The 26923-nt window shown below is 35.6% G+C and carries 26 protein-coding genes; 10 read left to right on the top strand and 16 right to left on the bottom strand.

Annotation, left to right across the window (positions count from 1 at the left end):
• Positions 1 to 36: 36 nt before the first annotated feature.
• A complete protein-coding gene (locus AC1DS7_RS05075) occupies positions 37 to 408 on the bottom strand; it encodes a hypothetical protein (protein WP_215588753.1) in 372 nt (123 codons plus the stop codon).
• Positions 409 to 642: 234 nt separating this feature from the next.
• Positions 643 to 2121 carry a SulP family inorganic anion transporter gene (locus tag AC1DS7_RS05070; RefSeq protein WP_002140541.1) on the bottom strand — a complete coding sequence of 493 codons (1479 nt, stop codon included), beginning with the start codon at positions 2119 to 2121 and terminating at the stop codon, positions 643 to 645.
• Positions 2122 to 2354: 233 nt separating this feature from the next.
• Between AC1DS7_RS05070 and AC1DS7_RS05065 the strand changes: the two genes are divergently transcribed.
• Positions 2355 to 2825: a hypothetical protein gene (locus AC1DS7_RS05065; protein WP_002140538.1), complete on the top strand. Its 471-nt coding sequence runs from the start codon at positions 2355 to 2357 to the stop codon at positions 2823 to 2825.
• Between the two features lie 151 nt (positions 2826 to 2976).
• On the opposite strand, the gene AC1DS7_RS05060 is transcribed toward AC1DS7_RS05065, so the two are convergent.
• Positions 2977 to 3825, bottom strand: a complete 849-nt coding sequence (locus AC1DS7_RS05060; protein ID WP_215588752.1) for a MerR family transcriptional regulator — start codon at positions 3823 to 3825, stop codon at positions 2977 to 2979.
• A gap of 79 nt (positions 3826 to 3904) precedes the next feature.
• Here AC1DS7_RS05060 and AC1DS7_RS05055 point away from each other — a divergent pair, with 79 nt between their 5' ends.
• Together AC1DS7_RS05055 and AC1DS7_RS05050 are read left to right on the top strand one after the other, a co-directional pair.
• Positions 3905 to 4537: a GNAT family N-acetyltransferase gene (locus tag AC1DS7_RS05055; RefSeq protein ID WP_098636372.1), complete on the top strand. Its 633-nt coding sequence runs from the start codon at positions 3905 to 3907 to the stop codon at positions 4535 to 4537.
• A gap of 199 nt (positions 4538 to 4736) precedes the next feature.
• The gene (locus tag AC1DS7_RS05050; protein ID WP_002030031.1) at positions 4737 to 5342 is read left to right on the top strand and encodes a DedA family protein; all 606 of its coding nucleotides are present in this window, start codon (positions 4737 to 4739) and stop codon (positions 5340 to 5342) included.
• 157 nt (positions 5343 to 5499) lie between these two features.
• On the opposite strand, the gene AC1DS7_RS05045 is transcribed toward AC1DS7_RS05050, so the two are convergent.
• Positions 5500 to 7056, bottom strand: coding sequence for a fatty acid--CoA ligase (locus AC1DS7_RS05045; protein WP_002140535.1), 1557 nt, complete (start codon positions 7054 to 7056; stop codon positions 5500 to 5502).
• Positions 7057 to 7327: 271 nt separating this feature from the next.
• Entirely contained in the window at positions 7328 to 8818 is a 1491-nt protein-coding gene (locus tag AC1DS7_RS05040; RefSeq protein WP_002010930.1) for a coproporphyrinogen III oxidase, read from the bottom strand.
• Positions 8819 to 9075: 257 nt separating this feature from the next.
• Here AC1DS7_RS05040 and AC1DS7_RS05035 point away from each other — a divergent pair, with 257 nt between their 5' ends.
• On the top strand, positions 9076 to 10812 hold the full coding sequence (locus AC1DS7_RS05035; protein ID WP_002140534.1) for an S-layer homology domain-containing protein: 1737 nt from the start codon (positions 9076 to 9078) through the stop codon (positions 10810 to 10812).
• A 40-nt stretch (positions 10813 to 10852) separates the two neighbouring features.
• On the opposite strand, the gene AC1DS7_RS05030 is transcribed toward AC1DS7_RS05035, so the two are convergent.
• On the bottom strand, positions 10853 to 11725 hold the full coding sequence (locus AC1DS7_RS05030) for a Cof-type HAD-IIB family hydrolase (RefSeq protein WP_000640394.1): 873 nt from the start codon (positions 11723 to 11725) through the stop codon (positions 10853 to 10855).
• Between the two features lie 134 nt (positions 11726 to 11859).
• Here AC1DS7_RS05030 and AC1DS7_RS05025 point away from each other — a divergent pair, with 134 nt between their 5' ends.
• The gene (locus tag AC1DS7_RS05025) at positions 11860 to 12474 is read left to right on the top strand and encodes a DNA-3-methyladenine glycosylase (RefSeq protein ID WP_085309410.1); all 615 of its coding nucleotides are present in this window, start codon (positions 11860 to 11862) and stop codon (positions 12472 to 12474) included.
• Positions 12475 to 12653: 179 nt separating this feature from the next.
• Here the strand turns inward: AC1DS7_RS05025 and AC1DS7_RS05020 are convergent, their stop codons facing one another.
• The 4 genes from AC1DS7_RS05020 to alsS form a co-directional block, all read right to left on the bottom strand.
• Positions 12654 to 13763: a glycosyltransferase gene (locus tag AC1DS7_RS05020; RefSeq protein WP_002125521.1), complete on the bottom strand. Its 1110-nt coding sequence runs from the start codon at positions 13761 to 13763 to the stop codon at positions 12654 to 12656.
• Positions 13764 to 13813: 50 nt separating this feature from the next.
• Positions 13814 to 14893 carry a glycosyltransferase gene (locus AC1DS7_RS05015; protein WP_002125520.1) on the bottom strand — a complete coding sequence of 360 codons (1080 nt, stop codon included), beginning with the start codon at positions 14891 to 14893 and terminating at the stop codon, positions 13814 to 13816.
• 218 nt (positions 14894 to 15111) lie between these two features.
• Positions 15112 to 15870: an alpha-acetolactate decarboxylase gene (gene alsD / locus AC1DS7_RS05010; protein ID WP_002125519.1), complete on the bottom strand. Its 759-nt coding sequence runs from the start codon at positions 15868 to 15870 to the stop codon at positions 15112 to 15114.
• A gap of 17 nt (positions 15871 to 15887) precedes the next feature.
• Positions 15888 to 17576 (bottom strand): acetolactate synthase AlsS, encoded by a 1689-nt coding sequence (alsS, locus tag AC1DS7_RS05005; RefSeq protein WP_476998813.1) that lies wholly within the window; start codon positions 17574 to 17576, stop codon positions 15888 to 15890.
• 399 nt (positions 17577 to 17975) lie between these two features.
• On the opposite strand from alsS, the gene AC1DS7_RS05000 reads away from it, so the two are divergent.
• Positions 17976 to 18533, top strand: a complete 558-nt coding sequence (locus tag AC1DS7_RS05000) for an HAAS signaling domain-containing protein (RefSeq protein WP_476998812.1) — start codon at positions 17976 to 17978, stop codon at positions 18531 to 18533.
• Positions 18534 to 18557: 24 nt separating this feature from the next.
• Positions 18558 to 19154: an NDxxF motif lipoprotein gene (locus AC1DS7_RS04995; RefSeq protein WP_201051305.1), complete on the top strand. Its 597-nt coding sequence runs from the start codon at positions 18558 to 18560 to the stop codon at positions 19152 to 19154.
• 154 nt (positions 19155 to 19308) lie between these two features.
• On the opposite strand, the gene AC1DS7_RS04990 is transcribed toward AC1DS7_RS04995, so the two are convergent.
• Together AC1DS7_RS04990 and AC1DS7_RS04985 are read right to left on the bottom strand one after the other, a co-directional pair.
• On the bottom strand, positions 19309 to 19662 hold the full coding sequence (locus tag AC1DS7_RS04990; protein ID WP_002125511.1) for a YlbF/YmcA family competence regulator: 354 nt from the start codon (positions 19660 to 19662) through the stop codon (positions 19309 to 19311).
• Between the two features lie 143 nt (positions 19663 to 19805).
• A complete protein-coding gene (locus AC1DS7_RS04985; protein ID WP_476998811.1) occupies positions 19806 to 20951 on the bottom strand; it encodes a DUF445 domain-containing protein in 1146 nt (381 codons plus the stop codon).
• A gap of 125 nt (positions 20952 to 21076) precedes the next feature.
• Here AC1DS7_RS04985 and AC1DS7_RS04980 point away from each other — a divergent pair, with 125 nt between their 5' ends.
• A complete protein-coding gene (locus AC1DS7_RS04980; protein WP_002010850.1) occupies positions 21077 to 22129 on the top strand; it encodes a YheC/YheD family protein in 1053 nt (350 codons plus the stop codon).
• A gap of 19 nt (positions 22130 to 22148) precedes the next feature.
• Positions 22149 to 23609, top strand: a complete 1461-nt coding sequence (locus tag AC1DS7_RS04975; RefSeq protein ID WP_002030012.1) for a YheC/YheD family endospore coat-associated protein — start codon at positions 22149 to 22151, stop codon at positions 23607 to 23609.
• A gap of 16 nt (positions 23610 to 23625) precedes the next feature.
• Here the strand turns inward: AC1DS7_RS04975 and AC1DS7_RS04970 are convergent, their stop codons facing one another.
• Positions 23626 to 23871, bottom strand: a complete 246-nt coding sequence (locus AC1DS7_RS04970; RefSeq protein ID WP_476998810.1) for a hypothetical protein — start codon at positions 23869 to 23871, stop codon at positions 23626 to 23628.
• Positions 23872 to 24361: 490 nt separating this feature from the next.
• Here AC1DS7_RS04970 and sasP point away from each other — a divergent pair, with 490 nt between their 5' ends.
• On the top strand, positions 24362 to 24565 hold the full coding sequence (gene sasP, locus AC1DS7_RS04965; protein WP_000013349.1) for a small acid-soluble spore protein, SasP family: 204 nt from the start codon (positions 24362 to 24364) through the stop codon (positions 24563 to 24565).
• A gap of 51 nt (positions 24566 to 24616) precedes the next feature.
• On the opposite strand, the gene AC1DS7_RS04960 is transcribed toward sasP, so the two are convergent.
• From AC1DS7_RS04960 to AC1DS7_RS04950, 3 genes are read right to left on the bottom strand one after another with little or no spacing between them, the layout of a single operon-like run.
• Positions 24617 to 25351, bottom strand: a complete 735-nt coding sequence (locus AC1DS7_RS04960; protein WP_002010843.1) for an amino acid ABC transporter ATP-binding protein — start codon at positions 25349 to 25351, stop codon at positions 24617 to 24619.
• A gap of 28 nt (positions 25352 to 25379) precedes the next feature.
• A complete protein-coding gene (locus tag AC1DS7_RS04955; RefSeq protein ID WP_033706449.1) occupies positions 25380 to 26078 on the bottom strand; it encodes an amino acid ABC transporter permease in 699 nt (232 codons plus the stop codon).
• A complete protein-coding gene (locus tag AC1DS7_RS04950; RefSeq protein WP_002030008.1) occupies positions 26065 to 26862 on the bottom strand; it encodes an amino acid ABC transporter substrate-binding protein in 798 nt (265 codons plus the stop codon). Before AC1DS7_RS04950 ends, AC1DS7_RS04955 begins: the two co-directional genes overlap by 14 nt.
• Positions 26863 to 26923: the final 61 nt, after the last annotated feature.

Here is a 26923-nt window from a genome sequence, read left to right as displayed (position 1 = left end):
ACACCTTTAGGATAGGCTCTATTTTTTATGTAAAATCTATTTCGTTACTAATAAACGTTCAATATGATACTCAGCTTCTAGTTTACACATTTCATCTACATGCTTTACTTCGCTCTTGTTTAACAGCTCTAATTGTTCTTCGCTCGGCTGCTCACTAATAAACTCGTTAATTTTTTCATTCACTTTCATCGCTAATGCTTGATGGAAATCTGGATGTCCTTTCAACTCTTCGTCTACTTTATTAATCCAAGTTGATTTTGTGTATAAATATTGTTTCCACTGTTCAACAAATTGCTGCATATCAAATTTTTCTTCATTCCATTCAATTTCTTTCATATACTTCTCAAAAGAAACAACAATTGATCGTGTAATCCCGATCTTCACTCCATGTGGTAACTGTTTGTACATCAAATATTCCCTCCAGCTTAAAGCTCTTCCTTCTGAATATAAAGGAATCTCAAAATTCATATACCTTCTTATAATAGCACATTGCTAATCTAAGATGTTACTATACTGTGTAGAAAATCAATTGTCAACAAACGTATAACATTTAGATATAATGATTTTATACATAGTAAGCACATATACAAATAATAAGAACCTTCACACTCTATAACGCAATTCATGTGAAGGTTCTTATTGTTATATTGCCTTAACTTTTAAAAACTGCAGTTTCTCTTTTTGCTCATCATTCGCCATCATTACTATCGTCTTTTCAACATGCGGATGTACATGTTCAAGTGTCACACTCGCTCCTGCTTTATCCGATTGCTCAACAAAGTTTAATAACGCCATAGCTCCTGATACATCCATATAATGTACATCTTTCATACGCAAACTAACTGGTGACTTCACATCTTGTAAAGAAGCAAAAATACGATCTACTGATAGAAATGAAAGTGGTCCCTGAATCGTATACGTCGCTTCTTTTTCTTTTATAATAGAAGCTTTACGTTCTTTACACTTCACCATGTATATAATGAAGGAAAGAATAATGCCAAACGCAACAGCAACCATTAAATCGAATTTCACTGTCACAACCATCGTCACGAACATAACAATCACATCACCTCTTGGTGCTACATGTACTTTCTTCATGCTTTCCCAATCAAACATCCCGATGCCAGTTAAAATTAAAATACCTGATAATACAGCAAGCGGAATATATTGTACCACTGAACCGAGTCCCATAATGAAAATAAATAATATGACACTATGCATACAAGCCGACAGTGCCGTCTTCCCCCCGCTTCTTATATTGACGATAGATCTAACAGTTGCACCTGCTCCTGCTAATCCACCGAACAAACCACTCGCAATATTGCCAATACCTTGTCCGATTAACTCTTTATTACTTTTATGACGTGTCCCCGTCACATTATCCATTACGACAGACGTTAATAACGAGTCAATTGATCCTAGTAAAGCAATACTAAGTGCTGGTAATACAAGTGCTAACATGCCATTTGCGTCTAAATTCGGTACGTGAAGAGATGGCATCGCCTCTGGAATTGCACCTATTTTTTCAATCATCTTATTTAAAGAAAGAGTTCCTACAACTGGTAAGTTTACCGTAATTCCTTGTAGCATAGAAGAAAATAACGGCAACGTTACTGTAACACCTACTAATGCTACTAAGCTTGATGGAATGGCCTTAATCCATTTTCCAGAAACAATCATTACAATGATCGTTAATAACACAAGCAGAAAGCTATTTTGTACGTGCTTCATTTCACCTAAAATAATAATCAGTGCAATCCCATTCATAAACCCTGAAACAACAGGATACGGAATGTAACGAACGTAAGAGCCGAGCTTACATACACCAAATAAAATTTGAAATAACCCCGCCATCATAAATGCTATAAAACTTGCTTCTAATCCGTGAGTTGCAATAACACCTGTTGCAATAACTGTAATCGGCCCAGTAGGACCCGTTACTTGCCCCGGTGTACCGCCAAATAACGCCGCAAACAAACCTGCAAAAATTGCACCATACAATCCGACAAGTGCTCCCTCAGACGTTCCCGTTGCAGCAATACCAAATGCAATCGCTAGCGGCAAGGCAACAATCGCAACAGTAAACCCTGCTAAACATTCCTTTGCTATTTTTTGAAACATATAAATAACCACCTTCTTATAAAGTCCATGTTCCATTGTACATCTAAAACAAATCATTCGTTAGCGTATTTATAAAAAACTCTTTACAGTCTCGTGAAGTAAACGTCTACATTGATAAATAGCCTTCCCAAGTCAAACTAAAAAACAGCAATATGACGAATCTACTTTGGGAAACAAACTTGACTATGCTATAATAAACAAATTAAATCTTTTACTATATACTTGGAGGCACTATGCTAACTTTTGAAGAAAAATTATCAATTATTGAATCTTTCCCGGAATTAGAAAGAAAGAACGTATCATTAAAACGCGTAAACTTTCACTTTGAAGAAAGTCGTTTAGATAAAAAGAACGTTGTATATCATTTACATCCAAACGGAAACGGATTTGTATATGCATACTTCATTAAAGGTTATAAAACAGATGCTAAAGGTATGATTAACATCCGTGAGTTTTCAGAAGAAGAACTGCGTTCATTAATTGAAAAAGTAATTGAACGTCTATCACAGGAGCCAGAGGAAGTTGTAGCACCAATGGAACCTGCTGCAGAAGAAGAATGGAAGAACGAAGACGGTCATATCCTAACTCTTATTCAAGAGGATGACATGTGGAACGTTTACGCTGGCGTAAACTTAGACGGTACATTCAACTCTTATCCAGAAGCTGCGGAATACCTTGATGAAGAAGGTTTCTCACGCAAATAATACGTTCCTTACTACTAAAGAGGGCCGTCCCAGTTTTTTGGGGGATGGCCCTCTTTTTATTAATAGGTAGGCTATCCATTGTCTTATTTTGTAGTTAAGCCGATATATGTAGGGTTAGGCTTTTGAGACAGTCCCCCATAAAATTATGGAATCAAAACTTCTTATTTTCACTATCCCCTATAAAAATTTGAATTTGACAACTATAAGACTCAGTATTAAAAAAATCATTAACTAACTCTACTTCGATAAAACTCGCCACTTCTATATTATTTTCTTTTATATATTTAATTATGGTATTTCGACGTTCTTCCTCATTTTCTTTACTATACGCTAATGTTACATATTTCCCGCCCGGTAATACTTTTATATTTGGCATCTCTTCCATATGTACATGATCTTGTACTTTATTAAAAACATACTTTGGTTCTACATCCCACTTTTCATTGACATTATATAGAATACCCATTTCCATTGACATCTTATCTTCATACTCTTGAATGATTTTCTCTAAATTAGAATAATACAGTAACTCTTGTAAACTCCCCACTTCTTTGCATGGCGCTACAATCACATTCCGCTGCTCAACGAACTGAATACACACTTCATCACCTTTTAATATTTCCTGTGAACTCCCTACTTTCTCATTTAACCCATCAATCGTTTCAATTACCTCTTTCATTTTCTTTATATGCTCTTCCGCTTCCTCTCTCTTTAATTGTAAAAATTGCAGCAATTTATCCATATCACATTCCTTAAAAATCTCTTGAAGTTCTACTATACTGGTATTCAACTCTCTACAGCTTTTTATAATATCAATGTGAATGAATTGATCTATAGAATAATATCTATATCCTGTTGATTCATCAACATGTTTTGGAATAAGAATCCCCATCTTATGATAGTACCTTAACGCTTTTATCGTAATATCCTTTATTTTTGCAACTTCTCCAATAGAAAATATTTTTTTCATTTGAATCTCTTCCCTCATATTTTTTCTCACACAACTATTGACTCTCCCCTTAGAGGAGACATTACTATTTATAATAAGTCATTTACATTAATAAAGGGAGTATACAATTATGAACACAGTAAAATATAGAAATCTTGTCAAAGAAGACTATGAGCCTATAAAACATTTAATTGGTGAGGCATTTGGATTTAATGAATTCATTACAGATAAAAAATTTTTAAATTCAATATTAAACTTCTACCTACACAGTTGCATTTTAGGAAGCTCCTTTAGTACGGTAGCTGAAAAAGATAATAAAATTATCGGTGTCATTTTAGGCGATTCAAAAAAAGATAAAAACCGTTTAAAGAGATTCCATAATACTGTTAGCTTTACCTTTAACACGCTGAAACTATTCATGACGAATAAAGAGAATAGAGAGTTTTTAAAAGCATTTATAAAGGTTCAAAAAACATATAAAGAACTAATTCAAGGAAAAGAAGATCATTTTCAAGGCTGTATACAATTATTCATCGTATCCGAAGAATCTAGAGGTCTTGGAGTTGGGAAATCTTTATTAAATCATTTATTCCAATACATGACAAAAGAAGAAGTAACATCTTTATATTTATATACAGATAATGAATGCAACTATGAATTTTATGACAGACAAAACTTCCAACGTATACAAGAAAAAGCAGTTAATTTTGGACCAAAAGAAGAAGATTTCAACGTATTTTTGTACCGCTATAACTTTAACTAATAGTAACATTTACACTTCAATGCTCTTTGCTAATTAGCAAAGAGCTATATTAAGTATGATATCACTCACGAGTGGTTGTCAAAAAATCATACTAGCTTAAATCCTCCAGCCAAACTCTTCTACTACTATTGTTTCAGTTCGATTAGCGTGAAAAAGAGGAAGATGTGTAACAACTTCAATTTAAAAAGGAGCGCACAACATGGAATGGATTCACGAATTATTTCAGCAATATGGGTATTATGTAGTACTTATTGGATTACTTTTAGAATATATTGCTCTTCCGTTTCCAGGAGAGCCAACATTAGCCTATGCAGGATTTTTATCACATCAAGGTGATTTAAGTTTACCAATTTTAATTATTTTATCCTTTATTGGGACAAGTGTAGGTATGACATTCCAATACTTTTTAGGAAATAAACTTGGCATGCCTTTCATTCAGAAATACGGGAAATATGTATTTTTAACAGAACGAAAAATTAATTTAACGAAAATGTGGTTTGATAAATACGGATATTTTCTAATCTTTATCGCCTTTTTCATTCCAGGCGTCCGCCACTTTACAGGATACTTTGCAGGAATTATCAACTTACCGTTTCGCCGCTTTGCGATGACAATTTATTCAGGTGCCCTATTTTGGGTATCCTTCTTCCTAATCGGTGGTTACTGGTTAGGGGAAAACTTAGAAGATATATTCATCGTACTTGAACAACACATTTGGAAAATTATCTTCGGTATTATTATCATTACGCTAATCACCCGATTTCGCAAAAAAATAAAGCATGTGATTTTAAAAGGTATAAATTAAATCTTTCATCAACAAACTTATATGCGTACAAGAATAATAAAAAGCGGGGACACATAGTCTCCACTTTTTATATACAGCCCGTTCTCAAACTAAAAACGCAAGAGCTTGACACTATTTCCTTATTAAGAAAGATAATCTTATTTGTAAAGATAGCTCCCTATTTTTTCGCGCCTTTCAACGACTCTCTCAACACAAATTTTTGCAACTTCCCGCTCGCATTACGAGGAAGTTCATCTACAAATAAGTAATGACGTGGACGTTTATAGTCTGCTAATTCATCACTTTCTTTACAATATATTTCTAAATCTTCTTCTGTAATCGCTTCATCTTTCTTTACAACAACCGCAACGACACGCTCTCCCCATAGTTCATCGGGCTCACCAAGTACCGCAACATCTAATACACCAGGGTGACTATGAAGGAAATCTTCAATTTCGCGAGGATAAATATTAACGCCGCCACTAATTACCATATCATCAACGCGGTCTGCAACGAATAAATAACCGTCTTTATCGAAGTATCCTAAATCACCAGAATGATACCAGCCTTTATACATCGATTTTGCATTTGCTTCTTCTCGATTATGATAACCAGCCATCATAGTTGGACCGCGCAAAATAATTTCCCCTACTTCATAAGGGGGCAACGTATCATCTGGCTCTGCTGGTCCATCTTCCTTCGGTTTCACAATTCGAATTTCATGGCTAAAGCACGGTGTTCCTGCTGAACCAGCTTTCGTAATTTGATCCTCTTCTACGAGAAACGCAACAACCGGTCCCATTTCTGTCATTCCGTAAATTTGGACAAGATCAATATAAAGGCGCTCTTTACATTCCTTCACTAGCGCTGGAGCCATTGCAGCCCCGCCGTATACACCGATTTTCATTGAAGTTAAATCATACTTAGTTAGATCTTTTTGCAGTAACATATTCCACATCGTTGGTGCTGCAAAAAACGTCGTAATCTTCTCTTCTTGAATTGTATGTAATACTCTATCCGTATCAAAATGATGTAAAATAACATTCTTTCCGCCAACTTGAATGCGCGGTATGATTCCAGCATTTAACTCACCGCAATGATATAAAGGTGCTACCACAAGCCCGGCGCTATCCCTGTTATATTTTATGAAATAAGTACAAATCATACTATGCTCAGCCATATCACGATGGCGATGTAGTACGCCTTTCGGATGACCAGTCGTTCCGCTCGTATAAAGCATAGAACAAAAATCCATTTCATCGACTACAATATCTACTTTCTCAGCTGATGCTTCATTTACTTTTTCATGGTAAGAACTAGCATAGGAAGGTGCATCGTCTTCCACGTACCAAAAAGACGAATTTGGAAAATCTCGTTCAATCATAGTAACTGTTGATTCGACTGCTTTTTCAAAGACAACTACTTTCGAGGCTGCATCCTGGAGGATATACGATAATTCTTTTGCTTTTAAGCGGAAATTAATTGGATTGAAGATCGCGCCAATTTTCGCACAAGCTAAGTAAACGTTTACAAATTCACGACAGTTATATAGGTAAACAGATACACAATCTCCCTTTCTTACTCCTTCTTTCAATAGAGCTTGCGCCGTTTTATTTATTTGCTCATCCCACTGTTTATATGTCCAACGAATATTTTTTTCTGGTTCTACTAACGCCTCTTTATTCGGATATTTGCCAACTGCCAAATCAAAAATTCTCCCTATCGTCATGTACATGCCAACAATTTCCCCCTTTTCTCTTTCATAAATCTATCATTTCGTCTATAAGTAGACATTGTCCTCTAATAATCTGACTAATTTTTCTGATTATTATCGACATAGTTTTACATATGGACCGTTTGATGGTAAATGAAATTATATCGGCGATTTTTTGAATATATCGAACGCAACTCAATTTATATCAGCTATTTTTCGAATATATCGACTTACCGACAAAAACTGACAATATAAAAAGGGGTTGTTCCAAATCGGAACACCCCCCTTCTTCTTACACGAATAGCTCTTCTAAAATTTTCAGTTTATCTTCTGTATATTTCACGAAGCCATCGTTATATGATTTTGGATCTTTCGGATTCGCAAAGTGTGTAATTGCTCCTGTTTGTGGGTGAACAAATTTACTTGATGCCCCGCAACCAAGTCCGATAATCGATTGTACTTCTTCCATAATAACAATATTGTAGATACTTTCTTGCGTCGGTATTGCATACCCAACGTTTTCTAAGTTACCTAAAATATTTTTTTGACGATATAAATAGTATGGCACGTAATTATGATTCTTCGTCCACTCTTCCGCCTCATGCATCATCGCAGTAATTTCTTCGCGACCTGCTACTTTATATTTACGTTTGTTTTGCGTCATTTCAGAAGCACGTTTAAATGATAACGTATGAACTGTTAACGATTCTGGCATTAACTTTTCTGTTTCATCTAACGTATGCTTAAAGATGTCTAATCCTTCACCAGGAAGACCAATAATTAAATCCATATTAATATTGTTCATTCCCATTTCACGTGCTAAATGATACTTCTCAATCGTTTCTTCTACAGTGTGATGACGTCCAATTGCTTTTAGTGTTTCTTGGTGGTATGACTGCGGATTAATACTAATACGGTCAATATTCCATTTATTTAACACTTCTAGCTTTGCTGGTGTGATCGTATCTGGACGACCTGCCTCAACTGTTACTTCACGTACATCTTTCACATCAGGGAAAGCTTGGTACATTTCTTCATACAACATATCCATCTCTTCTGCTGTAATACTCGTCGGTGTACCGCCGCCGTAATAAATCGTCGTAACTGTAACACCTTTTTCTTTTAAAAACTTACCAATTTCACGAACTTCATAATGTAACCCGCCTAAGAACGAATCAACTGATCCTTGGCGTCCGTTAATTGCATAAGCCGGGAACGTACAGTACGCACATTTTGTAGGACAAAACGGAATACCGATGTAAATACTTACTTCTTCTTTCAAACGGTATAAATCTGGAACAACCGCTAATTGGCAATCAACAATACGCTGAAGAAGTTCAATTTTCTCTTCATGAATTAAATAACTTTCACGAAGTTCTTTATGCGCTTCTTCTTTTGACATACCATTTTGAAGCAGTTTGTGAAGAAGCTTCGTTGGGCGTACCCCAGTTAATATTCCCCAGCTCTGTTCAAGTCCAGTTAGCTGTTGAAGTACAGAAAGATATACGTAAGAAACAACATGTTTCACTTGCTTCATACGTTCTTTTTCTTCTGTGAAAGCAGATAAATCTTTTGCGAATGTTTCTTCATATACATTTCCGGTTGCAACATCTGTTAAACGAGCCGATGCTGTCACATTACCTTCTATCTGTATATCAACGATAAGATTTGCTTCTTCTTTCTCAAACCCTATCGTGCTCTCTTCAAAAAATAAACCGCCAATATTTTGTAGCGGACGTAAAAAACGATCATCTTGTAACGTTTTAATTGAAATTAACAACATTATCACCTTTTCATTTGCAAACTCTCTTTAGTTTACTTGAAGGGCGTTTGAAGGTCAATACAGAAGGTTTTACCTTATTTCTATATTACATTTACAACATACTGAATATTGATTTTTCGTAAACATCTCCTAGTTGTATAGACATTATAATATGCCCTTGTTACAATCTAAAACGTATTAGTACTAACTACTAGTTTAAATACATATAAAGGAGGCCTGTTAACACGAGATTAAAAACCTAACGTGTTAAAACAACTATGAAAAAAAAGTTTTACAACATTTTAGCACTCTCTCTTGCACTACAAACTTTTGTAGCACCTACTTATTCATTCGCAGAAAATGTAGAGAAAACCACGGAATTATCTACTGATGAACAAGCTTTAAAAAGCATTGAAGAACATGCAAAAAAACATCGACATGATGAAGAGAGTCACCTTGAAATAAATGGTGAATATCTTCTCCATTTATCAAAAAAACTTCCACTATATGACTCGAATAATTTACAGAACAAAACAAATATTGACGTTACCGAACAAGTCGTAAAGGCGACAAAGAAAAAAGATAATGCATATTATGTACAAACTGCATCTAGTTCTGGCTGGATCAATAATGATGATAATAGTTTAGAAGTACAAGAGATTCATAAACTCTCTAACAAAAAATTAATTATAAAGGAAGAGAGTTTTACATATTCACTTCCTTTCGAATCATTTAAAGAAGAGAACAAAGTACAACCACAAACACTCACTCCTATCGAACAGTCTGGGAATTGGTTTAAAATTCAATTAAACGAAACATCAAAATGGATTTACGCACCTTCAGCTAAATTTGAAGGTACGAAAGCATCATTATTCGAAAATCAGGATTCAACGGAAAATAAGAATCTATATAGAACTCCCGCAAATTTATATACAAGTGATATTTATGGTGTGACATTTAAAGAAATGATTGTCCCAAAAGGTAATGAAAACATTCGACCTGGATACGCAATGGATCCAAAATACATTACAATTCATGAAACTGCTAATACGAGCAAAGGTGCTAACGCTTTAAATCACGCAAAGTACTTAGATAGTCAAGCACGTGGAAACACTGATCGTTCAGCATCTTGGCATTTTACTGTCGATGATAAAGAAATTTATCAACACCTTCCATTAAATGAAGTTGGATGGCATGCTGGAGATAAAACTGGAAATTATGAATCTATTGGAATTGAAATTGCTGTAAACAGCGATGGCGATTATGCTAAAGCAGTAGAAAACGCCCGGAAATTAGCTGCTTATTTAATGAATGAACTAAATATCTCACTAGATCACGTTCAAAAGCACCAATTTTGGAGCGGAAAAAACTGTCCTGCATTTATGATTCAACGCGGACAATGGGATGCTTTCTTAAAGGGAACAAACGCTTACTATAATGAACATCATACAAATAAAGAAGATATCCCTGGAGAAGTTACGCATGAAAAAGACGACATTACAGGTGGCTGGTATGAACAAGACATTCGCCAACTAGCAGCTAAAAAAATTATGTTCGGTGACGGTAATGGTTCTTATTGGCCAAATCGCCTTGTAACACGTGCGGAGTTTGCAAATTTAATGTCGCGCTCTTTAAAATTACCTGGTGGAAATTCTAAATTTACGGACTTAAACGAAGCACATCCGTCTTTAGTAGATGGCATTAACCGTGCCGCTAGCGCAGGTATAATTAATGGTCGTGGGAATAATAAATTTGATCCAAATGCTACAATAACACGTGATGAAGCTGTTATTATGATTGACCGTGCACTAGATTACTACTGGATTTATACAAAAGAAGTGAAATTACCATTCACTGACCAGGACTTAGCATACGATAAAAAAGCATTACAAAACGTTTATGCATATGGAATTGTAAAAGGTAACGAGCGAAACGAGTTTGTACCAAAAGGCACAGCAACACGTGGTGAAGCTGCTGCATTTTTAAATAGAATGCTGAAAGTAATCGAAGCATAAAAAAAGAAAAGAAACGTAGCCAAAAAGCTACGTTTTTCTTTCATCGTTTCGGTGTATGTTTATGATTCTTTAAAAAAGGAAGCGGGAATTGCTTACGAAAATGCTCTTTAATCATGTACTCTACGCCGTTCTCAGTATTAGAACGTGTAATCCAGTCCGCCGCTTGCTTTAATTCTACAGGAGCGTTCCCCATCGCTACCCCAAGCCCAACATTTTCAATTACCTCTAAGTCTTCTACGCTATCTCCAATCGCAACCATTTCACTAAGGTTAATATTTAAATGCTCCCCAAGTAATTGTAAACCACGTAGTTTTGATACATTTTGAGGGAGAATTTCTATATGTCTTTCATCACACTCGACGTACTCTACATCTTGAAATGCCTTTTTTAACGTATTCATCCCTCTTTCTTTTTCACCTTTCGTATGGAAAACAATATCAATTTTTGGCGCAGCTACTGGATGATCACGCAGTGCATCCCCTAGCGAATCTACAAATTGAACTGGATAAAATAACGGATCTGCGCTTGATAATACAGTACGCGCAATTAAGTTTGGTGTATTTCTCTCACGATTCCCAATTGAATATCGTTCATGAGAAATGCGAACATTACAATCAAAATGCTCTAACACTTGCACAATATTAAAGGTTTTCTCTTCAGATAATCTCCTTTGAGCGAACGGCTTATCTAACGATGCTGAAACGAAAGCACCGCCATGCGTAACTAATATAGAATCTAATTTTAACGCCTTCGCTATTTTATGAGCAGATTGAAAATTACGATTCGTAAATAATGTAACGTATACATCTTTTCTTTTCACAAAGTCAATTGTTTCTCGTATCCCTTTTGCGATTTTTCCGTTGTTGTATAGTAGTGTCCCATCTATATTAAGAGCTAGTAAGCGATAAATCATGTCGCACTCCCCCTCTTCGCTGTTGTACTCTATCCATAATTTATGAAATAAATGTAGTAAATAGAACGAGTTAGAATTACTACTGAAAATTTGGTTTACTATATACATATACAACTGGCAAAGGAGATAGTACAATGCAGGCACCTCCTTCTTTTTATGAAGGCGATACGTTAGAGGTCGCAAAGAAGTTACTCGGACATAAACTCGTTCATATTGTAGACGGCATAAAGCGGAGCGGAATTATTGTAGAAGTAGAAGCATACAAAGGTCCAGATGATAAGGCCGCTCATAGTTACGGAGGCAGACGGACTGATCGAACAGAAGTAATGTTCGGTGCACCCGGACATGCTTACGTATATTTAATTTACGGCATGTATCATTGCTTTAACGTAATTACAGCACCAATCGGCACCCCGCAAGGAGTTCTCATTCGTGCTCTTGAACCTGTAGATGGAATCGAAGACATGAAACTAGCGCGCTACAACAAAACCGACATTACGAAAGCTCAGTATAAAAACTTAACAAATGGCCCCGGAAAACTATGCCGCGCGCTCGGAATCACTTTAGAAGAGCGCGGCGTATCACTTCAAAGTGATACGTTACATATTGAATTAGTTCCTGAAGAAGACCATTTATCATCCACACATAACATAATAGCTGGCCCTCGTATTAATATTGATTATGCAGAAGAAGCCGTTCACTATCCATGGCGGTTTTATTATGAAAAGCATCCGTTTGTTTCAAAATAAAGAAGCTATCCTATAAGTCAGTGAAACCAACTTATAGGATAGCTCTTTTTTCGTAATTCATCACACGTCGAAAAGCCGAAATCCGGGCTCGGATTTCGGTTTTGTTTCTATAAAAGAAACCGTTGTTCCTCCAACATTGCCAAATACAGCTCATCTCCAAAGAGAAAATCTTAAAAGCATTATTTTTTTAATGCATAATAATTATCTAAATTGAATTTCGACATAATGAAAGTTCCTGTTGGCGTTAAAAGTTGTGACATAGATTGTATGACCTGCGGTAATTTCGCTGGCTCAATAGGATGTGATAACAAAATGTACTGGAATTTTTCATCTGTAAATACCTCATGTAACTTGTCATACTCAGCAGAAGTTGTAGGAGCTACCCTATTTGCAAGAGCTGCTGCTTTTTCATTAATTTCTGCTCCAAATATGGAAACTGCCGGGTAACGCCTTTTCATTTCTAATAAAGTTGCACCACATCCAGCTCCTATATGAAGAATATTCACTTGATCAGGCGCAAATCGATCTACAATTGCTAGTAAATCATAATGAATGTATAAACTTTCACCATAAAATCCCCATTTTTCATACAATTTTATATTATTTGCATGTAAAACTACAGAAAATTTCATACTATCTTCTTTCCATGAGACACTTCCGTAGTGATGAATAAATGTATCTTTACATAAATATAGTTTATATCCTTTTTCAAACATTCTTAGTGACAAATCATCATCTTCATAATTCCCCGGTGTAAATCGTTCATCTAATAATCCAACTTCATCTAACACTGATTTTTTTATAAGCATACAGAATCCGATTAATTTCATACGTTCTTCCCATTTATTTTTATCACTTTGATTATATAAAGTTGCAAACTTCTGCATTCCTTCAATATCTTTATAAAAGGTTGGTATAGCAGTATAGTAAGCGGCATTATTAGTTATGGGCCCTACCGCTCCAGTATCCTTACTTTCATATAAACACCGAATTAAGTTGCTTAGCCAATTTTCAGTTACGACCACATCATTATTCAATAATAGAATATTGTCACCTTTTGCCTCTTTAATTCCCTGATTGCATCCCTTTGGAAAACCCATATTCTCCGCATTTTCCACTAGCATAATATCCGATTGTTTTTGCAACCATTCTACAGTACCATCTGTTGACGCGTTGTCCACAACAATTAACTCATACTCTTGTTCCACTGTATAAGTTCTAATACTTTGGATGCATTCTTTTGTATACTGTAATTGATTATGAGTCAATATAATTATACTTGTGAGCATGAATCAAACTCCTCTCAGCAGCCAAAATGATTATCTAGTATTATTAAATATTATTTTTCCGATAAACTATCAAAATATTTTCTATTATATTCAATGCTAGGATTATTAGGTATGAACAGTGCAGCTTGTTCGTTATGATAAATTGCCTTTTCATATTCTTTTATTCGATCATAACAAATACATAGTTGAATATGCGGCAACCATGTATGACACTCTTCTCGGACAAACGGAGAATCCTTTGGCCTGGGCCCGTCAATTGCTGCATGGTACCAATATATCGCTTTAGAATATTCCCCTTGTTGCAAAAATACACGTCCTAAGTGGCAACAAAGTTCTCCTCTAGGCGTGTCATACGTAAATGATTGCAAACAAGACTGTATAGATTTTTTTAAGTCCCCCAATTCTAAATAACATTCGGCTCTTTTTAAACATGCTTGAATGTTATCTTCAACCCAACCCTTTTCTTCATCTAAAAACCTAGAATACCCCTTAACAGCCTTATCAAATAATCTGTGATCCTTACATTCATTTGCATAATAGTACACATCGCGGGGGCTAAACTCTTTTCCACTCTCAAGATGTTTTTCGTATATTTTTAAATTACGATTAGTATATGCTTTTTCTTTTTTATGACTTACCCCTACGTCACTATTTATAAGATTTCCATACACCTCTAAATATTCATGAACAAATCCATACCATTGAAAATTTTTACTTCTGTTGACTAATCGATATCTCCTTAAAGAATGTGTTGGATTTCCTTCTATATCAAAAGTTAAATAATATTTCATAGATACTGCATCCGTACTACGATCTAACGTATGTTTTAACTGCAACAATTTCTTTATATCTTCCGTATCTATTATGTCATCTGCGTCTAGCCAAAGAATATATTCTTTTGTAGCTTTAGAAAACGCAAAATTTCGTGCCGCTGAAAAATCTTCAATCCATTGAAAATCATAAACTTTCGCGTCGTACTTCTTCACAATTTCTTTTGTAGCATCTGTGGAACCTGTATCTACAATAATAATTTCATCCACAACACTTTTAACCGATTCTAAGCATTTTGATATAGTTTGTTCTTCATCTTTTACAATCATGCATAAACTAATAGTAATGGAGTTTTCCATCATATCCCCCCTATCCTTTTGATGTATATGTTTGGAGAGAAATTTATATTTCTTTTGCTTCAAAATTGAGTTTTCATTTTACAAAAGAAACATAATGAGGCGGTGCAGTGAAATTGGATAGGGGAATTTCACTCGAAGATTGCAAATCAATGAAAAAAACCGAAGCCTGAACAAGACTTCGGTTCTTTATATAGAGAATACATAATTCCGATTCCTTTTTACTCCGCACCTTCCGCGGTCGCAATATCATTCTCTAAGTTTTCTCTTGATAATTCAGCTGCCATAAAATCAGCTGTTTCAGGAAGTGCTAAATGCATATGAGCTTTTTGACAAATTTGGATCGTACAGTTTTCTACAACATAGTCGAAAACATGTCCTCCCCCGCTTCTTTCATCATCAATATAATGTAAGTGGAAACCAGCTACACCAATACCTTGCGCATAATCTGGTGTCCAAAATCCAGCTAGCGTACCTTCTGTATCTTTAAACGAAAAAATCGGTTGTGATTTCGTCACTTCAACGAGCGGCGTATACGGTTTTTCTTGTCTTGGAACAGTTCTCGTTCTAACTTCACGGAACGTTCCATCCATTCGAATACCATAAAATAAGTTTTTACTTGGCATTAACTCATGTAATAATGCTTCCACTTCTTCACGATTCATCGGATGCTCTACCGTATAACTCATTTCTTTTTCAAAAAACGTTACAGTCGCAAAAGGTGTTGTTTCTTCCGGTTCTACTTTTTCCGCTGAACCGTCTGAACGTAAATGGTAAAACTCATTATCAAACGCAATCATTTCACCATCTAATTGATCAAATGTACCGATGCCAAAATCACCACGTTCTTTCAGTTCCTCAAAGTTAATAACACCATCGTATATACCATCTAATAGCGCAAGCATTGTAGATGTTTGATATACTTCATTACTCATTTTCGTTCTTTTTGCATCAATATCAATTAATTGCGCAACAGTCATCTCACTCATGCCCCCCATTAGTTTAATTGATTTGGTAATAGTTTTTCGCTTAATTTAATGTTGTCACGGTAGTCAATTGGAATATCAACAATGACAGGACCTTCTGCTTCTAACGCTTCTCTCAATACACCTTCTAATTCGTCTGGTGTATTGACACGAAGACCTAACGCCCCGAAACTTTCCGCATATTTCACAAGATCGACATCGCCAAACTCTGTAGCTGATGTTCTGCCGTACTTCATCATTTGTTGGAACGCAACCATATCGTACGTACCGTCTCTCCATACGAGATGGACAACCGGTGCATTTAAACGTACCGCTGTTTCTAACTCCATCGAAGAGAATAAGAAACCACCATCACCTGACACTGAAACAACTTTCTTGCCCGGTTCTACTAAAGTAGCAGCAATTGCCCAAGGAAGTGCAACACCTAACGTTTGCATACCGTTACTAAATAATAGTCTACGTGGTTCATAAGAACGGAAACATCTTGCCATCCAAATAGAATGGGAACCGATGTCACATGTAACGGTTGTATCGTCACTAATTAAAGAACGAAGTGTACGAATGACTTGAAGTGGATGCGTAACACCTTCTGAAGCACGATTTGGAACTTCTGCTTGCTCTGATAATTTCGCGCGTAATCGCTCTAAAACTGCTTCTGATTTCGTATTTAATACAAGCTTCGGTAATTTCTCCGCAATGCTATTTACAGTTAAAGCGATATCGCCAATTAATTCACGCTCTGGTTGGTAATCATGGTCGATATCTGCTTGGTGATCATCAAGGTGAATAATTGTTCTATCGCCAAGTTTATTCCAGAATTTCGGATCATACTCAATTGGGTCATAGCCGATAGATAAAACAAAATCCGCTTCTTCTAGTAAAATATCACCTGGTTGGTTACGGAATAATCCAACGCGGCCGAAGAAATGATCTTCTAACTCACGTGAAATTGCACCAGCTGCTTGATATGTTTCAACAACAGGAAGTTCTGTACCAGCAATTAACTCACGAACTGCTTTCGTTACTTCATTGGTGCTTGCTCTCATACCGAGTAAAATAACTGGTAATTTTGCTGATTTTATTTTTTCTACTACGTATTCAATATGATTTGTGGGAGCGATTCCAAGCTGTGGCTTAGAAAGCGCACCGATAGATTCTACTGTCGTTTCCGCAGTCATAACGTCTTGCGGAAGACTTACAAGTGTTGCTCCTGGATTTGTAGAAGTAGCACTTCGAAATGCATTAGTAAGTGCTTCTGGTACATTATCAGGATGCTCGACTTCTACGCTATATTTAGTGATTGGTTCGAATAATGCAGCATTATCCATAGATTGATGCGTACGTTTTAATCGATCTGTACGCGGAACTGCACCAGCTAAAGCAACAACGGGATCACTCTCCGCATTCGCAGTAACAAGACCTGTCGCTAAATTTGATGTCCCTGGTCCTGAAGTTACAAGACATACGCCCGGTTTCCCTGTTAATCTACCAATAGCAGCTGCCATAAATGCTGCATTTTGTTCATGACGACAAACAATTAACTCTGGTCCTCTTTCTTGCAGTACATCAAATACAGAGTCAATCTTCGCTCCTGGAATACCGAAAACATGTGTAACACCTTGTTTAATTAAACAATCAACAACAAGATCTGCTCCTTTTGTTTTTGTTTTCACGTCGTTTGCTTTTACACCTGTACTCAAACTAATCATCCCTTTATTTCATAATGTGTGTAATAAAGATTTTTAATTTCACCTAGTTAATTAATGTGGTGAAGTATTGTTTATCATTATATTACAAATGCATTATTTTTCCAACGATATGAATTTGACAGTTTTTTGACAACCTCTAAGGAATACGCTTACAACCCTTTGTTTATCCTAAAATAATATTTTTATATCTCCTCTAAAAATGCACGAAAAAATTCCATCTAATCACAGTATTAATAAGATTATAGTACCTTGCAAAGAACATTACTAAATGATATATTTGTAAATATTGGGATACCCAATAATTGGAACGCGCTTTATAATTCGTATCCCCTTTTCAAAAGATAGGATTCTCAGCTGTAATTCATCATTTTATAAAGGAAAGTGATTGTTATGAACAAAAGTGAATTTTTGGAACAACTTAGTTCTTCCCTGCGGAATATGCCTAGTTTAGAAAAGAAAGATATTATTTCAGAGTATGAAACTCATTTTATCAGTGGTAAACAAGATGGGAAATGTGAAGAAGAAATTGCTAGAAAACTAGGAAACCCTAAAACGATCGCGAAAGAGCTTAATGTCTCCTATGCAATACATAACGCTGATAATAAACGAAGCTTTAAAAATATGATAACCGCACTATTTTCTGTTATGAGTTTAAGTGTTTTAAACTTTACCTTTATCATTATCGCCTTTTTCGTACTACTCTTTTTATTACCGATTCTTCTAGCACTTATCATTGCTACTCCACTATTAATCATCTCACCTATTTTATTAATAGGGTTAGGATTTTTTAAAGGGTTTCATCAAATCAGTTATTCCGATGTTTACAATGTGTTCATCGCTTTTTGCAGCGGTTTACTCATATCCGTCATATCTTACCAAATGGTAAAACATCTATACGCAACTTTAGTAAAGTATTTGAAATGGAATATAGCTATTTTACAAAGATAATAATGAATATAAAAGGAGATTAAAATGAAGAAGTATACTTTATATCTACTCATGTTACTTACAATTTTATTTCTATCAGCTTGTTCAAACAGTGCACAACCTAAGGAAGAAAACGATGTGCAATCTATTAAAGATGTAACGATAAAAATTCCAGAAACTATATTCACTTCCTCAAAAAAGAATGAAACGATTAACGAAGACGAAATGAAACAAAATATAAAAATTTATTTAGATTATAGCGGAGAGTTAGACGAAAACATCGTTCCACTTTCATCATCTATGTCTGACGAGAATGTCACGGAATCCGACCGAGAGAAATTAAAGCAACTAGTAGATTTAGCGCAACAAAATGATGCGAATTTCCATGATTTTATTAGTAACAATACGATCCCTGATGATTACAAAAAGCCTTCGAAGGAAATTCATGACTTTATTTCAGCATCTACGGCACTTTTAGTAGAACTAGAGGACGAATTAGACAAACTCGCGCAAGATGGTAACTTATTCAAAACTGATTTTTCTTTTACAAAACGCTTTGAGAAAGTTAATGGTAGGAAGCAAAAAGAAATTGAAAAGTTTTTGAAAGAAAAAAATATTAGAACTGAGTATTTCAACAAGTAATTATATATGTAAAAGAGAAATTGAAAGATACATCATATATCCCCTTCAAAACAGTCACTAACACATGGCTATTTTGAAGGGGATTTTTTTGTGGAAGGACTATCAAATTTCCTACACAAAAAAAACGCCCCCATACTAGGAGCGTCTTCTATCATTACGCTTGTTGCGCGCTATATAATTCTTCAAGTGGCTTCATGATAATTTTGTTAACGTCAGTGATAACGATGTTTAAACGTTGCTCAGTTTCCATTAACTTTGTGATTTTAGCATCTTGTTGAATGCGAGCTACAACTTCTTGTGCTTTTTGGTTGTCTTCTTCAGTGATTTCTTGGCCTTGCATCATTTTTTGTTGTAAGCCAAGTTGCATCGCGCGGAACTCTTCGAATAAGTTCTTTGACTCTGCATCTCCTTGTACTGCTGCGTAGCTTGCTTTTAATGTTTGGAAATCTTCGTTTTCAGCGATTGTTTTTTGTAATTCATATGCAACATCATGAATGTTTTTTGTCATTTTATTTTTCCTCCTTTAGAAGGCTAGCGCTTTTCGCTCGCACTGCCTTTTAAGTGCATTTACATACGCACCTCTTCCTACCATATCAAACTATGCAAGAGATGGGAAGAAATTTCACTTTTATTTCTATGCACCCATCTTTATTACTTAAGGAACAAGAGTAACAACCCTTGAATAAATCCAATTGTTCCTCCTAATAACGCCCCTAAATATGTAATCATTTTTAACTCATTTTTTGTAATGGACAATACGAGATTTTCTAGTCTCTCTGTTGAAAATGTAGATACTTCCTGCTGGACAATTTCCGCAAGCTGTAGATTTCCCAATATACTTCCCACATTTTCTGTCCCCCACTTCAAGCCTTTCTCTACTGCGCTAGGGACCACTTTTTCAACGATTGTTTCTCGAACTGGCTCACATACTTGCTGAACAGACTGATTTAAAAATCTACTCACAGTTTCCTCTACTTTAACCGCTGACAATATGGAGTTCACAATCATTTCTTTCTCTACGAACGTTTCTAATTCTTTTACGTCTCTTCCTTTTAACTTTTCCCACTCTTTTTGCAGTACATCAGTTAACAGACGCTCTGTTCCATCTTGTCCTAAAAACTTAATGACTTCCGGCTGCACGCGATCAACTAAACTTACATTCCCTAAAAACATACCAACTAAGTTAAGCAGCGTTCCCCTGGAAGCGAAAAAGTCATCAATCATTTTTGAAAGGCGTTCCTTTCCTTCTTCACTTTCCAAAAAGCTAATTCCTCTTTTTAAAATAAAAGATGCTACATTCGGAATCGCATTCTCTACTTTTTCATGAACAGAATGAGGTAACGCCTGTTCCCATGTATATGTATAGTACTCTGCTAAAAATGCATGAATTTTCTCTGTAATAACATGTTCGATTTTCCCGATCGCCTCTTCTTCTACATGTTCTAAATTCCATTTTTCTAACATATCCCGTAACGACTGTTCATTTGTAATTACTTTATCAACTTCCACTTGTGTCCAGCGAATTAAACTGGTTTGAAACTCTTTATTTGTTAGTTTTTTTCCGATTCCTTCTGGTGTTAACAAATGGTCTACAACCATTTTACCTAATTGAACAGCAAGCTCATCGCGGCGCTTCGGAATTAATCCTGGCGTAAATGGAACCTGAAACTTCCCAATATAAATCGGACGATGAGGACGAAATAACATTTTTATCGCTAAATGATTTGTGTATCCTCCAATAATTGCCCCGAGCCCTGTCGTTATTAACATATTTAACCATATATTCATCACAATCAACCTTTCACTTCTCCAAAACTATAGCATATCATCATACGGACAAAAGTATAATGGTATAAAAACGTATTTGCAATATATAGCTTCGCCTATAATGCAAACATCTTATTACTAAAGGAGTGATTTCGTTGGTTCTTGGTCTTTTAACTTCCGGGCTCCATCACGAGCAAACGTATTACACCGAAATCGCTAAGCGAGCTCGTCTTTATCATAACGTCGTTGCCCAATTCACACCGTTTAGCATTGATTCAAAGACAGATCTTGTTTCTGGTCTTATTTACGATACAGATACAGGAAATTGGATAGATCAAACCTTTCCCATTCCTTCATATATATATGATCGTTGTCATTTCAAAGAGGATGAGGAATTCCAACAAGCAAATGCGATTATTCATTCATTACACAAACGTTCTTCCACTACTTTTTTAAACAACACACTTATTAACCCAAGCGATTTACACAATCTTTTTCTTACTAATAAACGTCTTTCCCCTTACGTACCAAAAATAATAAAAGGAACAGTACAAGGAATTTTTAAATTACTACTAGAAACAAGAGATATTATTATAAGACCAATCAATATACACTCCAATGAAAATTTATATCGGGCCACTTACAAAAATAAAACATTTCATATCGATACAATAAATGAACAACATCATACTTCTACTCAATTCAAACGAACAGATAAATTTATATCATGGTGCAAATCGAACATACACTCATTCCGTTATATGATTCATCCAATGTTACAACCTCCAAATCAACTATCATATCCGATTCATATTCGAACCATTATGCAAAAAAATAAAGAACAGAATTGGAAAGTGCTCGGTCAATTTATACAAAAATCTTCATTCCCAGCACAATTTTTACTTTCAGCAACAGAACGTTCTATGTTACATCCATTTTCTAAAATTAAATATTTACTTTCTCCAACTGGCGTTCAATTATTAAAAGATGCTTTACATGATGTTGTAAATGAAGTGTTTAAAACACTCGATCAGTCCTATTCTTCATTATTTGAACTAGAGCTTTCTACCATTATGGATCAAAAAGGTGCCATTTGGCTTATGTACGTCAATACGATGCCTTCTTACGATGTTTATACTAGGTACAACGACGAACTGGCTGAACAAATTTTTCATGGTCCATTAAAGTTTAGCCGATTTACACCATAACGAAAGGAGGAAATCCCCGTTGAAAGAGCACATATATACATTAAGTATTTCAGATGAGCATCCAAATAGTATTACTTTACCTTACGTTTTTTCTATTACACCACCAATTACATCCTTTTTCTTTGGCTTACGTTATATTACATGTGAGAATATTAAAATTCATTATTCATTCACGCGAGAAATTATTATTGGCGAACAGATTGCAGCCGATCTTTTACTACCGCATTCAGCAACAATCCATGCCTTCTTACACAATCAAACCATTGTTTTCGGCCCATTAATCGGGATTTTCACAACTGGCTTTAACGATGATTCTAATTCTCCTTTAGGAAGTCGTTCCATCTCTCTCAGTGAGTTATTAACACCACCATTCACATTGCAGCCATTTGTATTTGTCTTTGGCATTCAACATATAAACTGGGAAGAGGAAACAATTGAAGGGTACTTCTTTCAAGAAGGAAAATGGGTAAAAAACAAAGTCCCTTTACCAAATGTCATTTACGACCGATTACCAAATCGGCAAGCAGAAAATTACAAACCTATCGTAAGAGCAAAAAAACGTTTAGAAAGCGACTATGCGATTCCGTGGTTTAATCCGGGATTTTTCAATAAATGGGAAGTGCATCAACTTTTAATGAAAGAAGATTCAATTAAACCATTCTTACCAAATACAGAAGTATTTCAACATTTTGAACAAGTAGAACGACTTCTCGGTACGTATAAGTACATTTATATGAAACCAATACACGGTAGCTTCGGAAGAAATATTCATCAAATACTCTATTCTCAAACTGATAATTGCTACTATTGTCGTTATCGTGAAAATGAACAAAACAAACTAAGAAAGTATCAATCATTAGAAGCCCTTCTTAACCATGTGTTAAAAGGACATGATTTAAAAAAGTTTATCGTACAACAAGGTATCTCACTGCTCCGCTTCGAAGGGCAACCCGTCGATTTTCGCATTCATACAAATAAAAACCATTTTGGTAATTGGGTAGTCAGTGCAATCGTCGCAAAAATCGCCGGCAAAGGTAGCTTAACAACTCATGTAAATAGCGGCGGTGATACGAAATTACTTCAGGAACTATTTCCTGATTCAACAAAGCAAGTTCAAATTGAAAATAAACTAAAACAAACAGCCTTACAAATCAGTTATGCACTTGATGGGCAAGTAACCGGGAACATTGGAGAAATTGGTTTTGACATTGGTTTAGACACCACGGAAAACCCGTGGCTATTTGAAGCAAATTCTAAACCGGGGCGAACTGTATTCCAAGATGAAAAGTTAAAAGAACAAAGTGAACTTACGCGCCAATTATTTTATGAATATGCCATCTATTTAACTGAACACTCTTTGCGCGACAAGAAAGAAAAAATGTCACAAATAAAATCAGATCCTTCGTCACATACCGAAAACATCCCTTCCCCTATGATTAACTCACAAATACAAAAACAAAAACTTCCACCTCCTTCATAAGGTGGAAGTTTTTTATTTAAACGACCTTCACTACAACTTCTGTTTCCACATTACATACTCCGCAATAAAAAACATGATTGCAATACTCCTGTGAATTATTATGTGTTAAACCGTCTACTGCACTTAATAATTCTTGATCCATATATGCACTGTAATCGTCTATGTAATCTACAGTTTTCCCATAATCTTGGAGTATACCTTGGCAATTTTGACAAGAATATGTTTGTGATTCTAGCGCGTTGCAAAGCGGGCAAATTCCCATCATGATTCCTCCATACGTTATCGTTTAAAAACAATTAAAAAGCCCTTTTTTTAGATTGAAGAGAGCATCTAGCCGTGCATAGACGCGGTCAGTTCCTTTTTCTGCCCCATCCTGGGTTAAAACAGAACTATGTAGTTGCTCCCGATTTAATTTTCATTTTACTAAACTGGAATTTGTCTCACTTTAACAAATCATAAGTTAAGTAAGCCAAGCTGGTTATACAAAGAAAAAAACGCATATGATTTCGCTCTTAGTTTAGCCTTCTTTCTTAAAAATACAACGATTACTCTTATTTCATAATTTACGAAATGATGAAATATTTTTTACAAAATTTACAAATTATTTTTTTGTATATCTTTCTAGGTAACATCCATACTATGAGTACAAACTTAATTACCGATGGATTAGCGCCAAACGGGGCGATAATCTGGTTCAAATCCAGCTAGTCCAACCAAAAAAATTTTTATAACTCTAAGGAGGATATATTCCTATGGCAAACCAAAGTTCTTACAATCAATTAGTAGTACCAGGTGCAACAGCAGCAATCGATCAAATGAAGTACGAAATCGCTCAAGAATTTGGTGTACAATTAGGAGCAGATTCTACGGCTCGCGCTAACGGTTCTGTTGGTGGAGAAATTACAAAACGTCTAGTTGCAATGGCTGAGCAAAGCCTTGGCGGATTCCAAAAATAAATATATATGGCAAAAAGGTCTCAAGGCATATGCCTTGAGACCTTCCTTAATTTATTGCAACATTTGTAAAAACTTCTTCGTTCGTTCTTCTTTTGGATTTGTAAATACATCTTCCGGTGTACCTTGTTCGACAACGACACCGCCATCCATGAAAATAACACGGTTCGCAATTTGATGAGCAAAGCGCATTTCATGCGTTACAATGACCATCGTCATTCCTTCTTTAGCAAGTTCTTTCATAACCTTTAAAACTTCTTGAACTAGCTCAGGATCAAGTGCTGACGTTGGCTCATCAAATAGTAAAACTTCCGGCTCCATCGCAAGCGCACGAGCGATTCCAACGCGCTGTTGTTGTCCACCTGATAATTGGAACGGATATAAGTCTACTTTATCCGCAAGACCAACTTTTTCAAGGAAATAGTTTGCTTTTTTCTTCGCTTCTTCTTTCCCCATCTTTTTCACTGTAACGAGCCCTTCCATTACATTGTGAATTGCTGTTAAATGTGGAAATAGATTATGGTGTTGGAATACCATACCTGTTTGCGTACGAAGATTTACAATATCTTTCTTCGATACTTTTTGAGAGAAATCGAGCTCTTTATTGCCGATGCGAATGTTACCAGCGTTCGGCGTTTCTAACACGTTGAGACAACGTAAGAATGTCGTTTTACCAGATCCAGATGGCCCGATAATAACAACCACTTCGCCCTTCTCAACTGATAAGTCTATATGTTTTAATACGGTATTATCTCCGAAACTTTTTTGTAAATGTTGAATTGAAATCATAAAAACAAAAACTCCTTTTATGAAAGGGTTATTTTAGAGTATAACGTTCTGAACGTTTTTCTAATATTTGTTGCACGATAGATAATAAGAAGCAAATTACCCAATAAATTAGACCTGCTTCAAAATAAACAATTAAAAACTCATAGTTCATTGCCGCAATTTCCTGCGCTTTTCGGAACATTTCTGTTACTAAAATTAACGACGCTAATGACGTATCCTTCACTAAACTAATAAATGTATTCGAAAGCGGCGGAATTGATACGCGTGTTGCTTGTGGTAAAATAACACGTTTTAATGCTTGCGGGTATGTCATCCCAATTGTGTAAGCTGCTTCCCACTGTCCTTTCGGGATTGAAAGGATAGAAGCACGAATAATTTCAGATGCATATGCACCTACATTTAATGAAAATCCAATAACTGCTGCTGTATATGGCTCAACCTCAATATTAAGAGTTGGAAGACCATAGAAAATAATAAATAACTGTACAAGAAGTGGCGTTCCGCGAATGATAGATACATAGATACGAGCAATCCATTGTAAAATACGACTACCTGAAATACGTGCGAGCGCTGTTAACGTCGCAAGTATAATACCGATAATAAATGTAATAAGCGTTAACGGAATTGTCGTAAAGACAGCTTCCTTCAGCATAGGCGCGAAGGAAGTCTGCATAATATCTATCCAAGTAGACAATCGATCTGACATCAATGCGCTACTTAGATACATTTTCACCGAACCATTTTTTCGTTATTTTATCGTACGTACCATCTTTTTTCATATCCTCTAACGCTTTATTTACTTCTTGTACAAGTTTGTCGCTACCTTTACGGAATAAGAATCCACTTTGTGACGCTTCTTTTTCTGTATCTACAATTTTAATTTTTGCATCTTTTTTCGTTTCTAAATAGTTTAACACTGATAATTTATCATTGATTGTGAAATCAACGCGGCCAGAACTTAATAATTCTGCTGCTTGGCTAAATCCTTCTACACCTGTGATTTCCGCACCATTTTTCTTAGCAATATCTGCGTAGTTACTTGTTAAAGATTGTGCTGCTTTTAATCCTTTTACGTCAGCAAATGTAGCAGGTTTATCTTTATCTTTCGCAATAACTAATGCTGCTGAAGAAGAAATATATGGACTAGAGAAGTCATATTTCTTTTGGCGATCCTCACGAATACCAACTTCGTTCGCAACCATGTCGAAACGTTTTGCATCTATTCCTGCAAGTAAGCTATCCCATTGTGTTTCTTTAAATACAGGCTTTACACCTAAACGTTTTGCAACTTCTTCTGCTAATTCAACGTCAAACCCAGTTAATTTATCGTTTGTATCGTGGAACGTAAATGGTGGATATGTACCTTCTGTACCAATTACAAGCTCACCGCTTTGTTTTATCTTCTGTAATGCATCTTGATTAGCTGTATCTTTTTTCTCTTCTTTACCGCAGCCCGCTACAATCCCAATCGCTAATGTAGTTACTGCAAGCACTGAAAATAATTTTTTCATGATAGTAGTCCTCCAAGTATTCTGATAGGAATTTAAAAACTATATTGATTGTATGCAATTT

This window comes from Bacillus sp. P4_E1 (assembly GCF_056401715.1).
This window is presented reverse-complemented; position numbering and strand designations above follow the sequence as displayed.

What these genes read in the sequence shown, in the direction of transcription:
- AC1DS7_RS04950 (WP_002030008.1), bottom strand. Translation starts at nt 26,862, where the DNA reads ATGAAAAAATTATTTTCAGTGCTTGCAGTAACTACATTAGCGATTGGG.
- AC1DS7_RS05050 (WP_002030031.1), top strand. Translation starts at nt 4,737, where the DNA reads ATGGAATGGATTCACGAATTATTTCAGCAATATGGGTATTATGTAGTA.
- AC1DS7_RS04995 (WP_201051305.1), top strand. Translation starts at nt 18,558, where the DNA reads ATGAAGAAGTATACTTTATATCTACTCATGTTACTTACAATTTTATTT.
- AC1DS7_RS05045 (WP_002140535.1), bottom strand. Translation starts at nt 7,056, where the DNA reads ATGTACATGACGATAGGGAGAATTTTTGATTTGGCAGTTGGCAAATAT.
- AC1DS7_RS04970 (WP_476998810.1), bottom strand. Translation starts at nt 23,871, where the DNA reads ATGGGAATTTGCCCGCTTTGCAACGCGCTAGAATCACAAACATATTCT.
- AC1DS7_RS05075 (WP_215588753.1), bottom strand. Translation starts at nt 408, where the DNA reads ATGTACAAACAGTTACCACATGGAGTGAAGATCGGGATTACACGATCA.
- AC1DS7_RS05000 (WP_476998812.1), top strand. Translation starts at nt 17,976, where the DNA reads ATGAACAAAAGTGAATTTTTGGAACAACTTAGTTCTTCCCTGCGGAAT.
- AC1DS7_RS05065 (WP_002140538.1), top strand. Translation starts at nt 2,355, where the DNA reads ATGCTAACTTTTGAAGAAAAATTATCAATTATTGAATCTTTCCCGGAA.
- AC1DS7_RS05030 (WP_000640394.1), bottom strand. Translation starts at nt 11,725, where the DNA reads ATGATTTATCGCTTACTAGCTCTTAATATAGATGGGACACTACTATAC.
- AC1DS7_RS05055 (WP_098636372.1), top strand. Translation starts at nt 3,905, where the DNA reads ATGAACACAGTAAAATATAGAAATCTTGTCAAAGAAGACTATGAGCCT.
- AC1DS7_RS05020 (WP_002125521.1), bottom strand. Translation starts at nt 13,763, where the DNA reads ATGCTCACAAGTATAATTATATTGACTCATAATCAATTACAGTATACA.
- AC1DS7_RS05040 (WP_002010930.1), bottom strand. Translation starts at nt 8,818, where the DNA reads ATGTTGTTAATTTCAATTAAAACGTTACAAGATGATCGTTTTTTACGT.
- sasP (WP_000013349.1), top strand. Translation starts at nt 24,362, where the DNA reads ATGGCAAACCAAAGTTCTTACAATCAATTAGTAGTACCAGGTGCAACA.
- alsD (WP_002125519.1), bottom strand. Translation starts at nt 15,870, where the DNA reads ATGACTGTTGCGCAATTAATTGATATTGATGCAAAAAGAACGAAAATG.
- AC1DS7_RS05070 (WP_002140541.1), bottom strand. Translation starts at nt 2,121, where the DNA reads ATGTTTCAAAAAATAGCAAAGGAATGTTTAGCAGGGTTTACTGTTGCG.
- AC1DS7_RS04955 (WP_033706449.1), bottom strand. Translation starts at nt 26,078, where the DNA reads ATGTATCTAAGTAGCGCATTGATGTCAGATCGATTGTCTACTTGGATA.
- AC1DS7_RS04960 (WP_002010843.1), bottom strand. Translation starts at nt 25,351, where the DNA reads ATGATTTCAATTCAACATTTACAAAAAAGTTTCGGAGATAATACCGTA.
- AC1DS7_RS04990 (WP_002125511.1), bottom strand. Translation starts at nt 19,662, where the DNA reads ATGACAAAAAACATTCATGATGTTGCATATGAATTACAAAAAACAATC.
- AC1DS7_RS05025 (WP_085309410.1), top strand. Translation starts at nt 11,860, where the DNA reads ATGCAGGCACCTCCTTCTTTTTATGAAGGCGATACGTTAGAGGTCGCA.
- AC1DS7_RS05015 (WP_002125520.1), bottom strand. Translation starts at nt 14,893, where the DNA reads ATGGAAAACTCCATTACTATTAGTTTATGCATGATTGTAAAAGATGAA.
- AC1DS7_RS05035 (WP_002140534.1), top strand. Translation starts at nt 9,076, where the DNA reads ATGAAAAAAAAGTTTTACAACATTTTAGCACTCTCTCTTGCACTACAA.